This is a genomic window from Kaistella haifensis DSM 19056, assembly GCF_000735695.2.
Classification (GTDB): domain Bacteria; phylum Bacteroidota; class Bacteroidia; order Flavobacteriales; family Weeksellaceae; genus Kaistella; species Kaistella haifensis.
This window is the reverse complement of sequence record NZ_JASZ02000008.1, coordinates 28,992-44,205: the sequence shown is the minus strand read 5'-3', so window position 1 is coordinate 44,205 and position 15,214 is coordinate 28,992. Positions and strand designations below refer to the sequence as shown.

Here is a 15,214-nt window from a genome sequence, read left to right as displayed (position 1 = left end):
AAAATGATCGCAATATTTAAAAAAGAACTTTGGAGTTATTTCGGAAATTGGAGCGCGTGGCTGATTATCGCAGCATTCAGTTTAATCGGAACCCTTTTTCTGTTTTTCTTCGAAAACGATTCCAATATTTTCGATATCGGAACTGCTTCTCTTCAAAGTTATTTCGTTTTGGTTCCTTGGTTGCTCATGTTCATCATTCCCGCAATTTCGATGAAAACTTTGGCAGAAGAGCAACAATACGGAACTTTGAACTGGCTTTTCTCACAACCAATTAAAATCTCCGAAATCATCGTCGGAAAATTTCTTTCCGTATGGCTGGTTGGGATTTTTTGCCTAATTCCTTCGCTGTTTTACTTATACACGGTTTACGTTTTGGGCGTTCCGGAAGGCAATATCGATTTGGGAGCAACTTTCGGAAGTTATTTTGGATTAGTCATTCTTACCGCAGCATTTTCGGCTGTCGGAATCTTGGCTTCTTCCCTTTCTCAGAACCAAATTATGGCTTATTTACTCGGCGTTTTCCTATGTTTTATTTTCTATTTCGGGATCGAGCAATTGGCAAGTTATAAATTATTGGGCGGTGCAGATTATGTGCTTTCCAAACTTGGATTTTATCAGCATTTTCTAGCTTTCACACGCGGTTTAATCGATACCAAAGATGTTTTCTATTTCATTTTAGTAATAGGAATTTGTTTGTTTTTGGCAAAAATTTTTGTAGAAAAGAAAAAATAATCTGAACCGTTTAGACATTTAAAAATGAATAAAAAGAACATTATATATAGCATTCTCGCACTCGTTTTATTGGCCGGAGTTTTCGGAATTTTCTCGAAACGACTGGATCTTACTCAGGAAAAAAGATACACCCTCTCCGATGCTACCATTAAGATTTTGGAATCGGTTGAAAAACCTTTAACAGTCGATGTTTATCTGGAAGGTGATTTCCCGGCAAGTTTCCGTCAATTGCAGAATGAAACGAAATTTATGTTAGAAGAATTTCGAAAAATCAATCCGAAAATCGATTACAAATTCATCGATCCGATTAAAACCAAAATGTCGAAAGATACTTTGGCCGCAATGGGAATGCAACCTTCGATCCTTCCGGACATGAAAGACGGGAAAATCTCGGAAATCGTGATGTTTCCGTTTGCTGCCATTAAATATAATTCTTACGGCACATCAATTCCTTTAATCATCAACCAAACAGGAATCGATGCTTCCGAACAACTCACCCGCTCGATCGAAAATTTGGAATATAATTTTGCTTCAAATATTAAAGCCATTACCGAAGAAAAAAAGAAAAATATCGGAATTCTGATCAATCAAGACGAATTGGGGCCGGAACAATTTCAAGGTTTTATGGAAATGGCGCTCGAAAATTACAACGCAGGTCCGATAATCCCGGCAAACGAAAAAGAATTAACCTTAGCCGACGTTCCTAAATTGAAAAATATGGACGCTTTAGTAATCGCAAAACCACGAAAACCATTCACCGAAAACGAAAAAGTAATCCTTGATCAATACATCATGAATGGCGGAAAAACTTTGTGGATGATTGATGCCGTAAATACTGAAATGGACACTCTTTTTCAATCAAAAAAAATCATGGCTTACCCGATGGATACCAATCTTACGGATTTTTTTTTCAATTACGGAATCCGCATCAATCCAGGATTGGTGAAGGATATGCAGAAATCCGCACTGATCAGAATTGTTTCAGGTGAAGTGGCAGGAAATCCACAATTCAGTAGTTTTCTTTGGCCTTATTTCCCACTCGGAATTGCTGAAAACAAAAACCCGATTACCAAAAATATCAATCCTGTAAAATTCGAATTTCCGACTTCCATCGACACTTTGGGAAGAAAAAATATTAAAACAAATGTTCTTTTCGAATCCAGCGAAAGAACCAATGTGAAACAAGTCCCGAATTATATTGCTTTAAGCGAGATTGTACGTACAGATTCCCTTAGTGAGTTCGACCAACCAAGCAGTCCAAAAATTTTCGCGGTAAGTTTAGAAGGAAAATTCAATTCTGCGTACGCTTCGAGAATTGAAAGAACAAATTTCCCAAATTTTAAAGCGCAAAGTGCAGACAATAAAATGATCGTAATTGCCGACGGCGATATCGGAAGAAACCAGGTTTACAAAGGAAAAGCACTGCCTTTGGGCGAAGATTTGCTCACTAAACAAACCTACGGAAACGAACAATTCCTGAGAAACGCACTCGATTTTCTTTTGGATGATTCTAATTTAATGGAACTCCGAAACCGAAATATCGAAGCACGCTTGCTCGACCGACAAAGAATTGACGAAGAAAGATCGAAATGGCAATGGATTAATTTACTGATTCCTATTTCATTGATCGGACTTCTAGGAGGTTTTTTCTTCTGGCTTAGAAAAAAGAAATTTGCTTAAAAATTCATTTAAATTAAAAACGGTTTCAAAATTTGAAACCTTTTTATTATTCAAACATCTTTGATAAAATTTTCGTAATCGTAAAAAAACCTTTCGAAACCGGCCATTTTCTCCACAAAAAACTCGAAAATTTCTTGCCAGGAATTTTTGTTGAAAATCGAAACATTTTCTTTGGAAACCCAAATTCTGGAAATTACTTTACCGTTTTCCAAAGTGTAAAATTCGTCTTTATAAAAATCGCCAACTTCTTCTCTGAGCATTTCCTCCAGCGACCAAATCTTCTCGTAATAAGCATTTCGGAAGAGTTCATCTTTCATTTCGATATCGATAGAAACTTCAGCTTTCTTGTTGTCTGCGTAAAATTTAAAAGAAAAATCTTTAATTTTCGTGTCATACAATAACCATTTTCTAGGAAAACTTTTCCCAAATGCGATCCAAAAATCTTTTTTTAGTTGTTGTGCTTCCTGTTTACTGAACATAATCTAAAGTAAATTTATGCGAACTTAATCAATTTTAAATGGAAGTCGAAATTTTATATTTTCTATTTTTATTACTTTTGCTAAATGTTATCCAAAAAATCGCAATACGCACTGAAGGCACTTTCATATCTTGTTGAAAAGCAAAGTGAAGGTCCGATTTTGATTTCCGAAATTGCAGAAAAAAAGAAAATTCCTCTTAAATTTTTAGAAAACATACTTTTAGAACTCAAAAAAGCAGAAATTCTTGACAGTAAAAAAGGGAAAGGTGGCGGCTATTTTTTCAGTAAAAATCCACGAGATATTTCCTTAGCGAGAATCATTCGATTGGTAAATGGTCCGATTGCAATGTTGCCTTGTGTAAGTCTTAATTTCTATGAAAAGTGCACCAATTGTACGGAAGATCACTGTTCGCTACACGATGTTTTGATCGAAGTTCGCGATGCGACGCTGGCTATTTTGGAAAAAAAATCGCTTCTAGAATTAAAAGACTAAGCTTTTTTTGTGCAATATAAGTCTACCAATTTTGTAGATTAAATATTATTAAAGTAAATTTGCCCCCATAAACAAAGAATTCAATATGCTTTCAACCGACGATATTGTACATCTCGAAAATTTATCCACCGAGGAAAGTCTTCTCTTCATCACCGAAAAAATATCTGAAGGAGTGGTTTTTTCGACGTCGTTAGGGCAAGAAGATCAGGTAATTACGGATATGATTTTTCGAAATAAACTGAATATTAAAGTTTTCACTTTGGATACGGGAAGACTATTTTATGAACATTACGAATTGCTTTCTCAGAACAATTCACGCTATAAAACCAAAACTGAAGTTTATTTTCCCGATGCAAATGATGTAGAAAAATATGTGAATGAAAAAGGAATCAACGCTTTTTTTCATTCCGTGGAAAATCGAAAAGAATGTTGCTACATCCGCAAAGTGAAACCATTGAATCGAGCTTTGGAAGGTGCAAAAATTTGGATTACCGGATTGCGCAGTGAACAATCTGAAAACCGCGAAAACATGAAAATGATCGAATGGGACGAGGATAGAAAGCTTTTCAAATTCAATCCGTTGATTCACTGGACCTATCAGGATGTTTTAGATTATATCGAACAGCATAATGTTCAGGATTTGCCTCTTCATAAAAAAGGATTTATCAGCGTTGGCTGTAAACCGTGTACCAGAGCCATAGCAGAAGGTGAAAACCCGAGAGCCGGCCGGTGGTTTTGGGAAGAATCCCAGAAGGAATGTGGACTGCACTCGAAATAAATCGCTGGCCAAACTTCTTTATTTTTTTTATTTAATTAAATTTTCAAAAAATTTTTAGTGATCAATATGAGCAAATATCAATTAGACTATCTGGAACAATTAGAAGCCGAAAGTATTTTCATTATGCGCGAAGTAGCAGCACAATTTGAAAATCCAGCATTGCTTTTCAGTGGTGGTAAGGATTCCATCACGCTGGTTCATTTGGCAAAAAAAGCTTTCGCACCAATGAAAATTCCATTTCCGTTGGTACATATTGACACCGGACACAATTTCCCGGAAGCATTAGCATATCGTGATCATTTGGCCCAAGAAATCGGTGCTGAACTGATCGTAAGAAAAGTTGAAAATACGATTCGCGAGAAAAAACTGACCGAACCGAAAGGCAAATTTGCTTCCAGAAACTGGCTTCAAACCCATACACTTTTGGACACGATTGAGGAATTCAAATTTGATGCTTGTATCGGCGGAGCGCGTCGAGATGAAGAAAAAGCCAGAGCAAAAGAACGATTTTTCTCTGTTCGTGATGAATTCGGGCAATGGGAACCGAAACTTCAACGGCCAGAACTTTGGAATATCTACAACGGAAGAATTCAAAAAGGTGAAAATGTGAGGGTATTCCCAATTTCAAACTGGACTGAACTTGATGTTTGGAATTACATTAAAAAAGAAAAAATCCAGCTGCCATCGATTTATTTTGCGCATCAAAGAGATGTTATTGAATACGATGGTCAATTAATCGCCGTTTCCGATTTCATTACGATTGATGAAAACGATACCATTATCAACAAAAAAGTACGTTACAGAACTGTGGGTGATATGACTTGTACCGCTGCTGTAGAAAGTGATGCCGCAACTTTGGACGAAGTGGTGAATGAAATTATGGCGTCCAGAATTTCCGAACGTGGCGAAACCAGAATTGATGATAAAGTGACCGAAGCTGCAATGGAAGACCGAAAAAAAGGAGGTTATTTTTAAGTTTTTTCTTTAGGACAAAACCCAACTCATTTTCACCCAATTTTTACTCAAAATCAACATGGATATATTAAGATTTATTACCGCCGGAAGTGTAGATGATGGAAAAAGCACCTTGATCGGAAGACTGCTTTATGACAGCAAAAGCATTTTGGTAGACCAGCTTGAAGCCCTAGAAAAACAATCGAAAAATAAAAACGCAGACGGGATAGATTTAGCAATCCTTACCGACGGTTTACGCGCCGAAAGAGAACAGGGAATTACCATCGACGTTGCTTATCGATATTTTTCCACTCCGAATAGAAAATTTATTATCGCAGATGCTCCGGGACATGTTCAATATACCAGAAACATGATCACGGGAGCTTCCAATTCGCAGTTAATCATCATTTTAATTGATGCCCGACAAGGCGTTATCGAACAAACCCGAAGACATTCCATCATCGCTTCACTTTTGAAAATGAAACGCGTAGTAGTGGCCGTAAACAAGATGGATTTGGTAGATTATTCTGAAGATGTTTTCAATAGCATTAAAAAAGATTATGATCAAGTCGCAAATAGTCTTGGTTTGAAAAACGTAGCTTACTTCCCTATTTCCGCTTTTAATGGAGACAATATTGTAGACAAATCCGAGAAAATGACGTGGTTTAATGACGAACCATTGCTTACATTCCTGGAAAATGTCGAAGTTAATGAAGATGTAGATTACGAAAACGCACGATTTCAGGTTCAGTATGTTATTCGTCCGCAAACCGATGAACTTCATGATTACCGCGGATATGCCGGACAAATTATCTCAGGAACCTATAAAAAAGGAGACAGAATCACAATTCTTCCGGAAAATATAGAAACTACGATTTCTAAAGTGGAAACCGGCGGAAACGAAGTGGATGAAGTGTTCGCATTGCAACCTGCCGTTTTACATTTACAAGATGATATCGATGTAAGTCGTGGCGATTTTTTTGTGAAATCTGAAAACAAACCACGTGTTGAAAATGAATTTGAAGCTTTAGTTTGCTGGCTCGATAAACGCGAACTTACCGAAGGAAACAAGTATTTTATTCAACATAAAAGCAGACTTATAAAAACCGTTGTGAAAGAAATCGAATACAAAATCGATGTCAATACATTGCAACAAACTCCGGTTTCGGATTCAGTAAAATTGAATGAAATTGTAAAAGTACGTTTGAAAACAGCATCACCATTAGTTTTTGATGCTTTTGAAAAAAATAATTCAACAGGAAGTGCAATTTTGGTTGATGAAACCAGCAATTCAACCGTTGGAGCGGTAATGCTTTTGTAAATTCTAACAAAATATTTACCGAATTCAATGTCGTCCGAACACAATATTCAACATCAATCTTTGAGTGTTTTCCTGAATCTGGAAAACCTGAAAGTGCTTATTGTAGGCGGTGGAACAGAAGCTTTGGAAAGCCTTAAAACAATTATTAATAGCTTTCCGAATACTAAAATTAATTTGATTTTCGAATCGGTTTCTGATGAGATTAAACGATTCGCTGAAGGAAAAGATACCATTAAAATTCAAGAAAGACGGTTTTTCGAAGACGATTTTTATAATGCTCATATCGCGCTGATTAACGATTTGGGAGTCGAATTTTACACCGAAATCATCGATATTGTTCAGAAGAAAAATATTCTTATCAGTATCGCCAATCAACCGGAATTAAGTGATTTTCAACTTGAAAATTTCATTTCAAAAAATAAAGAATCCATTCAGGAAGAACAAAAACTGAAATGGCAATATTCCAAAGAAGCGAAAAAATACCGGCGACTTGTGATCTATTTATCACTTGCTTTTGCTGCTTTTTTCTTGGGAATTGCATTTGATAATTACTTTTCGTACACGCAAGCGAAAGATTTTGTTTACGAAATTCCCAATGAATTTTATTGGATGCTTGCGATCGGATTTTTCGCCCAAATGGTGGATGGCGCTTTGGGAATGGGTTATGGTTTGACGAGTTCTACATTGATGATGGGAATGGGCGTAAAACTTCCTTCGATTTCTGGCTCAATCCACACCGCAGAAATGTTTTCGAGCGCGATGAGTGGTTATTCTCATTATAAATATGGAAATGTAAATAAAAAAATGTTGCTTTATCTCGCTGTTCCCGGCGTTATTGGAGCGATTTCAGGATCATTATTACTAATTTATTTGGGCAGTGAATATGAGAATCTTGCAAAAGGTTTAATGGCAACTTATACCCTGATTATGGGCTATAGAATCACCCGATTGGCCTTCAAAAAAATTGTAGTGAAACAGAAAACCAATATCGGAAGACTCGGTTTTTTGGGCGGAATGATGGATGCATTCGGTGGCGGAGGTTGGGGTCCAATTGTGACTTCCACCCTACTTTCCAAAGGGCGAAAAACCAATTATGTCATCGGAACGGTGAGCATGGCGGAATTTTTCGTTACTCTTGCCGCAGCGATTGTTTTCTTTTCGAGCCTTGGAGTTTCAAATATAGAAATCATTTTGGGATTAATTATCGGAGGAGTTCTTGCTGCACCCATTGCAGCTCGATTAGCAGGAAAAATGCCCCGAAAAACTGCGCTGATCTTGGTTGCACTTCTACTAATTGTTTCGAGTGCCAGAAATCTTTATAAAATATTTTTCTAAATAAAAAACCTCCCGAAACGGAAGGTTTTTAGCATTTTTTTTCGCTCTAAATTAAATAACACTCAATTCTTTTCCCACTTTTTCAAATGCGGCAATCGCTTTATCCAACTGTTCTTTCGTATGTGCCGCAGAAAGCTGAACGCGGATTCTCGCTTTTCCTTTTGGCACAACGGGATAGAAAAATCCGATTACGTAAATTCCTTCATCCATCAGTTTTTCTGCCATTTTTTGGGCTAAAGGAGCATCATAAAGCATTACCGGAACAATCGCAGCGTCACCATCGGGAATGTCAAATCCTTTGGCTTTCATCTCGGTTCGGAAATATTCGGCATTTTCCATCACGCGATCTCTGAGCGATGTATCTTCAGAAATCATATCCAAAACTTTCATCGCCGCCCCAACAATTCCCGGAGCCAATGAATTTGAGAACAAATACGGTCTGGAGCGCTGTCTCAGCATATCAATAATTTCTTTCTTTCCGGAAGTAAATCCCCCCAAAGCACCGCCTAAAGCTTTTCCTAAAGTTGAAGTAATAAGATCAACTCTACATATCACGTCGTTCGCTTCGTGCGTTCCGCGGCCGGTTTTTCCGATAAATCCGGTAGCGTGGGAATCGTCAACCATTACCAGACAGTCATATTTTTCTGCAAGATCGCAAACTCTCTTTAAGTCAGCAACAATTCCATCCATAGAGAAAACTCCATCGGTAACGATGATTTTGAAACGGTGATTTTTTTCGGAAGCTGCCTTTAGCTGTGCTTCTAAATCCTCCATATTGTTATTTTTGTAGCGGTATCTTGCAGCTTTGCAAAGACGAACTCCATCAATAATGGAAGCGTGATTCAGTTCATCAGAAATAATGGCATCTTCTTCTGAAAATAATGGTTCGAAAACACCGCCGTTCGCATCAAAACAAGCCGCGTAAAGGATTGTATCTTCCATTCCCAAAAACTTTGAAATTTTCGCTTCAAGTTCTTTATGGATATCCTGAGTTCCGCAAATAAAACGAACCGAAGACATTCCGTAACCATGGCTTTCGATCATATCTTGGGAAGCTTTCATCACTTCAGGATGATTGGAAAGTCCTAAATAATTGTTTGCACAAAAATTGAGCAATTTCTTCCCATTCGCCTCGATTTCGGCGGATTGTTGGGAAGTGATAATTCTTTCAGTTTTAAAAAGTCCGTCGTTTTTGATATTTTGTAATTCGTTCTGAAGGGTTTCCAGATAATTTTTAGAAATCATAATAGAATTTATTTAGAAATGCTAATTTAACAAAAAAATGCCTTGATGGAAAGACCAAAGCAATGGTTTTTAAAAAAGAATTTATTTGAGTTACTTAAAAAAAAGTCATAAAAAAAACCTTCATTGCTGAAGGTTTCTGATTTTTATTGTTTAACGAATTTGAGATTCTGAATATCAATTTTGAAGATATAAACTCCTTTCGAAAGCGATGTAACATCCACCGGTTTTCCTGAAGAAATACTTCCTTTTTTAATCAATTTCCCGTCGATGCTAAAGATTTCGAAATTTTGATCTTTAGAAATTCCTGAAACTGACAATTGATTTTTCACCGGATTTGGATAAATTTTCACGGCGTCCTTAGAAGAATCATCAACAGCAAGAATCGACGTGTCTTTGGTTACTGTCGAGTTTCTTTGAATAATTTGATTTTCATAATTGAACTGAATGCTAGAAACCGGAAAGTTGATCAGGTTAGCAAAATTCTGATTATTTGTCGTATGATCTAATGTTAAATACGCAACCTGACCACCGTTGCCATTCACCTTGATCGGCAATGGCATTTCAAAGAAGCTGACAGACGAATGACTTTGCGTTTGACTTACTTTAATTCTCAACATATCATCAGAGGTTTGGTTCCAACGGATTTGATAAGTCGGATAACCTTGTCCGTAGATCCAATCGTTGAAAAATTCAGTAAAATCTTTTCCGGTAGATTGAAGCAGAGAGTTCTTCAAATCGGCTGTTTTCGCATATCCATATGCCAATTCCGGTCTTGCATGATAATCTTTGATTGCTGAATAAAATGCTTCATCACCCAAAATCCACTTAAGCATTCGTACGACATATCCGCCTTTAGAGTAAGTTAATCTTCCACTGAAAATAGTTCCTGTATTTCCAAGATTACCATCTGCTACATACACACTTCCGCCCGGAGAGCCTGTAATATAACTCATTTCAGAACTCAGGTAGTTTAGAAATTGAGAATTCGTCATCAATAATTTTTCGTTGGCAAGATGTTCCCCAAAAGTCGCAAAACCTTCGTTGAGCCAAATGTCATTCCATGCTCCACAAGTAACTTTATCACCAAACCATTGATGCGCAAGTTCGTGAGCGATGATTCCGCGTCCCCACGATCCCATTGAAGACATTGTAGCATGTTCCATACCGCCTCCCCAACTAAATTGCATATGACCGTATTTTTCGTTTCGGTAAGGATAAGGTCCAAAATATTCTTCGAAAGTATTCATCACTGTTTTTGTCCAGTTGATATTCGAAATCGTAGTTGTATTGGTAGCTGTGGAAGGATATAAATAATTAACGAAAGGAAACGGCGGTGTTCCCATCGTATCGTTAAGTTTCGTATAATTCGTTATTCCCAATGCAATTAGATAAGCAGGAATTGGATAATTGGTTTGCCAAAAAGTGAGTTTTCTGCTTCCGGTCAATGAAGTTTCAGAAATCAATTTCCCATTCGCTGCCACGCTGTATTGCGATGGTGTATTGATTTTGATATCAACTTTTTCAATTTTGTCATTCAAACTTTGCTTTGTCGGAAACCATTCCTGAGCTCCGTAAGGTTCGGAAAGTGTATACAAAACAGGTGTTCCACCTTGCGTAGAAACAGTGAAAGCATCGCCTGCACTTCCGCCGGTATCCGGAGTGCCGGAATATTTAATGGAAAGCGAATCCAAAGTCGCTGCAGGAATATTTGACGGAAAATCTATTTTAATTTCCTTTGTACTCAGTTGCGTAAAAGGAAGATTAGAACCGTGATATTTCACTTCTGAAACAGAAAGCACATTAGAAAGATCAAAATAAATGCTTGAAATATTCTGATTTGGAACGAAATAGCTGGTAACCATTCCGCTCACGAAATGTTGGGCCGGATCCAAATCCAATCCCAGTCTTTGATATTTTAAGTCATAATTGAGCGTATTCGGGTTGACATTGTAGTCAACCATTTTCGAATACTTTTGAAGCTCATTTCGAATCATGCTTTTTCTTTTGGCCTCCTCATTTTTCTGAGAAAATGCCTGCACAAAAAATACTGCAAAAGCAATTAAATAAAGTTTTTTCATTAAGGTAGATTTTTGGCTAAAGTTAAAAAAAACCTCTCAATTATTATTGAAAGGTTAATGATATCATTAATTTATTATTTACTAAAGATTAAGAGCCGGCTCCAAAAGTTGTTCCATTCGGCTTTTCACCTGATCTACGGAACCAGCGTAATTATTGATGAGCAAAGAGAAAACCAATGTTTTGCCACTATAGGTTTTCAGGTAACCTGCCAAAGTTTTTACTTTATTTAATGTACCGGTTTTGGCAAAAATTTGTCCGTTGCCGTTTCCTAAAAACATTCTCTTCAACGTTCCGGTTTGTCCGCCAATCGGTAAAGATTCAAAATACGTTTTATAATATTTTTCATTCATTAAATTGGTTAAAAATTTCGCCTGTGAAATGGGTGTTACCAAATTGCTTCGTGATAAACCGCTTCCATCCATATAATTCAGGCCGTTGGTATCAAAAGAAATTTCCTTCAGATGATCCACCACTACTTTCCTACCGCTTTCTAAAGTTTGATCTCCGTTTTTCTGAAAACCCACCATTCGCAAAGTTGCTTCTGCCAAACCGTTATCGCTGTGTTGATTGGTATAATAAACAATTTCGGATAAAGTCGGCGACTGATAGTTGGTAATGATCTCTCTTTTTTCAGGATTCAGATCGATCGTTCTGGGAACCACATTTCCGGTTACAGGCAAACCTCTTTTGATCATGGTCGTTCTTAAATTATTGGCAAGATAAGCTGGTGCATCGGGCAATTTTGTGGTAAGTCCAGATCCGTTAAACTTATCAGCATACACCATTTGGTTGATGTATGGCGAAACATAATAAAAGTTCTTGTTTTCGGCAAAAGGATTGGCTTGTTTGGCAATTAATTTCTCATTTTGCGGACTAATTTCATAGGTAGAACCCACCGGCAAATAATAGCTTCCATTTTCCAACCAAACGATATTCGCGGGCAAACTTTGCATTTTATTCATTTTGAAAACCGCAGTTTGGATGATGATATCGCCATTAACCTTCTTAATTCCTTTCTGTGAAATTGCGCTCATGAAATCGGCAATGATTGCACTATAGGAAGAAGCTCCCGCTTTATTAGTTCCTAATGATGGATCGCCGCTTCCAACGATATACAAATTTCCTTGCAAAACTCCGTCTGCATCAATAGTTCCGGAATGTTCTAACTGAGTATTCCAACGAAATTTTTCTCCCAAAAGATTCATCGCGGTTTCAGTAGTTAGAAGTTTGGTGGTAGATGCCGGAACCAAAGAAGCGTTTTCATTGTAGGAATTGACCACTTTTTTGGTTTTAGGATCATATATCACAAAACCCCAATTCGCATTTCGAAGCACCGGATCGTTCATTAACGAATTGATTTTAATGTCAACCAATTCTTTAGCTGACATTAATTTTTCTGGTGCGGAAATATTTGAGGAGTGAGTTTCGTAAGATTGAGGATAGTTTGAAGAAGCAAAAGTTCCTTGTCCGAATGCCATCGCAGATAGCGCAAAAGCAGACGAGACCAATATATTTTTAAGTCTAATCATTTACATTTTATTTGATGATCTGAATAATGCTCTTTATTCAACGTTCAAAAATATAAATTATTACCGAGCTACCGTGTTTTCACCCTTATAAAACACAGTTAATTATGTTAAAAAATGTTAAAAGTCGACAAATATCAGTTTTTTAATGCTCTGATATGCAGTAATTTCCTCAAATTCATCAAAACTTTGAAGTAAAATATTTTTGAATTCCTTATACTTTTTCCCTCGTGGAAATTTGAGCAAAATTTGATATTGATACATCAAATTCAGTTTTCCAATGGGCGATTTTTCCGGACCGAGAATGCATTCTTCAGGAAGATATTTTCTAAGAATTGAACCTAAAAACTGAGAGGCGCGGTTCACTTTATCTTCTTTTCGATGTTTTAGTTCAATCATGATTAACTTCACAAAAGGCGGATAGAGAAATTTTTTCCTTTCTTCCAGGAAATGTCGGTAGATTTTCTCCTGATTATTATCTTTAATTAATTGAAAAACAGAATGCTGTGGATTATAAGTTTGAATCAAAACCTTTCCTTCTCCGGAAATTCTCCCGGCTCTTCCGGAAACTTGGGTGATCAACTGAAAAGCCCTTTCTTCCGCACGAAAATCCTGTACATACAACATCGAATCTGCTCTCGGAATCGCAACCAATTCTATATTATCGAAATCTAAACCCTTGGAAATCATTTGCGTTCCTACCAAAATATCGGTTTCGCCACTTTCAATTTTTTCGTATAATTTTTCATAAGCGAATTTTTTTCGCATCGAATCTACATCCATTCGGTCGACTTCCGAATCAGGAAAAAGACGCGAAACCTCTTCGTGAACCTGTTCCACACCAACTCCACGTTCATTCAAATTTTCGGAATGACATTTCGGACACACTTTCGGTTTAGCCGATTTTTGCCCGCAATAGTGGCATTTCATCTCATTCGAAAACTTGTGATACGTCATCACCACATCACAATTCGAGCAATAATTCACATAGCCACAACTTTCACATTCCACTACATTGGCGTATCCACGGCGATTGTGGAGAATCATGGTTTGTTTTTTCCGTTCTAGTTCAGTTTTTATTTCGCTGATTAATTGCAGAGAAAAATTCCCAATCACTTTTTTGGAATCCTGCGCTTCTTTAAAATTAATCAATTCAAATTCAGGAAGTTTCACCTTTCCGAAACGTTCGGATAAAAAAATATATTTCAATTTTTCGGTTTTGGCCAAATAGTAAGATTCAACTGAAGGAGTCGCCGAACCCAATATTACTGGAGCATGATACAATTTTGCCAAAACTTGGGCCGCATCTTTTGCATTAAAAAAAGGAGAAACTTCTCTTGGTTTGTACGCAGAATCGTGCTCTTCATCAACCACAACCAAACCTAAATTCGAGAACGGAAGAAACAACGAATTCCTTGTTCCAATAAGTATTTTCAGTTGATTATTCTTTATTTTTCGCCATACTTCAACCTTCTCAAAATCCGTCAGTTTTTGATGATAAAAACCGAGTTCTTTACCATATTTTTTTTCTAACCGCTGTACAATTTGTTTGGTAAGTGCAATCTCCGGGAGCAAAAAAAGGACGTTTTTTCCTTCGGAAACTGTTTCTTCAATTTTCTCTAAATAGATATGCGTTTTCCCCGAAGAAGTCACGCCGTGGAGCAAAACATTTTTTCCGATTTCGAAAGCTTCATCAATCTCTTTCTTCGACTGCAACTGGGTTTCCGTGAGCTTTTCAATATTTTCTATTTCGCCATCGTACACTTCCAAACGATCTTTTTGAAGATAATATTCCTGAACCAAATTTTTTTCCACCAGAGATTTCAATTGTGGCTGCGAAAAATTTCCTACTTCGAAAACTTCAGATTTTTTTAAATCTTTTTCGGGATTTTCGGTATGTTTTTCAAGTAAATAAAGAAACAATTCCTGTTGCTTCGGCGAACGTTTCAGCTCCAAAAGAATTTCCGGAATTTTCCGTTTTGAAATTTCTACTTCATTGATTTTCAAGTAAGCAACTTCTTTCGCCCGATATTTCTCTGCAATTTTTTCATCAATTTCAATGTATTGAAGGTCGATTAAAGAATTAATGGTTTTCACGATTTCTTTTTTCGGGATAAACGCTTCAATCTCGGTTAAATTGATCAATTGCCGAACCTCCAAAGCTTGAATAAGATACATTTCATTCACATCCAAATTCTGAAAATCTACCGTGATATTGGGTTTTAATTTTAGATAAGTTTCGCTCTCCAGCTTTAATGAGGAAGGAAATGCGTATCTATAAATCTCACCCAAATTGCATAGATAATATTCCGAAATCCATTGCCAGAAAGCAATTTGCTCTTCCGGCAGAATTGGAGAATCATCAAGAATGTTCAGAATTTCTTTTGGTACAAAATTTTCGGGTTTGCGATCGTGGATTTCCGTGACGATTCCTGTATAAATTTTTTTGCCACGAAATGAAACCAAAACGCGCATTCCGGGTTGTAAGATTTCAACCAAATCATCAGGAACTTTATAAGTGAAAGTCCCTGCAAGATTGAGCGGTAAAATAATTTGGGCAAAAGTCAATTCAATAGATTTTTTGAAAATTCAT

General features: G+C 36.9%; 12 protein-coding genes. 7 read left to right on the top strand and 5 right to left on the bottom strand.

Going from position 1 to position 15,214, the window contains the following annotated elements:
* The first annotated feature begins 3 nt into the window (after positions 1-3).
* Positions 4-732: an ABC transporter permease subunit gene (locus AP75_RS05355; protein WP_031501692.1), complete on the top strand. Its 729-nt coding sequence runs from the start codon at positions 4-6 to the stop codon at positions 730-732.
* Between the two features lie 24 nt (positions 733-756).
* Positions 757-2,412, top strand: a complete 1,656-nt coding sequence (gene gldG, locus AP75_RS05350) for a gliding motility-associated ABC transporter substrate-binding protein GldG (RefSeq protein ID WP_031501693.1) — start codon at positions 757-759, stop codon at positions 2,410-2,412.
* A gap of 50 nt (positions 2,413-2,462) precedes the next feature.
* Here gldG and AP75_RS05345 read toward each other — a convergent pair whose 3' ends face one another.
* Entirely contained in the window at positions 2,463-2,891 is a 429-nt protein-coding gene (locus AP75_RS05345; protein ID WP_031501694.1) for a DUF4268 domain-containing protein, read from the bottom strand.
* 84 nt (positions 2,892-2,975) lie between these two features.
* On the opposite strand from AP75_RS05345, the gene AP75_RS05340 reads away from it, so the two are divergent.
* From AP75_RS05340 to AP75_RS05320, 5 genes are all read left to right on the top strand, one after another.
* Entirely contained in the window at positions 2,976-3,383 is a 408-nt protein-coding gene (locus tag AP75_RS05340) for an RrF2 family transcriptional regulator (RefSeq protein WP_031501695.1), read from the top strand.
* 85 nt (positions 3,384-3,468) lie between these two features.
* Positions 3,469-4,161 (top strand): phosphoadenylyl-sulfate reductase, encoded by a 693-nt coding sequence (locus AP75_RS05335; protein WP_031501927.1) that lies wholly within the window; start codon positions 3,469-3,471, stop codon positions 4,159-4,161.
* 66 nt (positions 4,162-4,227) lie between these two features.
* A complete protein-coding gene (cysD, locus tag AP75_RS05330) occupies positions 4,228-5,136 on the top strand; it encodes a sulfate adenylyltransferase subunit CysD (RefSeq protein WP_031501928.1) in 909 nt (302 codons plus the stop codon).
* A gap of 58 nt (positions 5,137-5,194) precedes the next feature.
* Entirely contained in the window at positions 5,195-6,436 is a 1,242-nt protein-coding gene (locus AP75_RS05325) for a sulfate adenylyltransferase subunit 1 (protein WP_031501929.1), read from the top strand.
* A gap of 27 nt (positions 6,437-6,463) precedes the next feature.
* On the top strand, positions 6,464-7,771 hold the full coding sequence (locus AP75_RS05320; RefSeq protein WP_088263770.1) for a TSUP family transporter: 1,308 nt from the start codon (positions 6,464-6,466) through the stop codon (positions 7,769-7,771).
* A 51-nt stretch (positions 7,772-7,822) separates the two neighbouring features.
* Here AP75_RS05320 and kbl read toward each other — a convergent pair whose 3' ends face one another.
* The 4 genes from kbl to priA form a co-directional block, all read right to left on the bottom strand.
* Complete coding sequence (gene kbl / locus AP75_RS05315) at positions 7,823-9,016, bottom strand: glycine C-acetyltransferase (protein ID WP_088263769.1); 1,194 nt, start codon at positions 9,014-9,016, stop codon at positions 7,823-7,825.
* 143 nt (positions 9,017-9,159) lie between these two features.
* Positions 9,160-11,094: a M1 family aminopeptidase gene (locus AP75_RS05310; protein WP_088263768.1), complete on the bottom strand. Its 1,935-nt coding sequence runs from the start codon at positions 11,092-11,094 to the stop codon at positions 9,160-9,162.
* Between the two features lie 81 nt (positions 11,095-11,175).
* Positions 11,176-12,624 carry a D-alanyl-D-alanine carboxypeptidase/D-alanyl-D-alanine endopeptidase gene (gene dacB / locus AP75_RS05305; RefSeq protein WP_088263767.1) on the bottom strand — a complete coding sequence of 483 codons (1,449 nt, stop codon included), beginning with the start codon at positions 12,622-12,624 and terminating at the stop codon, positions 11,176-11,178.
* Positions 12,625-12,741: 117 nt separating this feature from the next.
* Positions 12,742-15,189 (bottom strand): replication restart helicase PriA, encoded by a 2,448-nt coding sequence (gene priA / locus AP75_RS05300; protein ID WP_031504076.1) that lies wholly within the window; start codon positions 15,187-15,189, stop codon positions 12,742-12,744.
* Positions 15,190-15,214 lie beyond the last annotated feature (25 nt).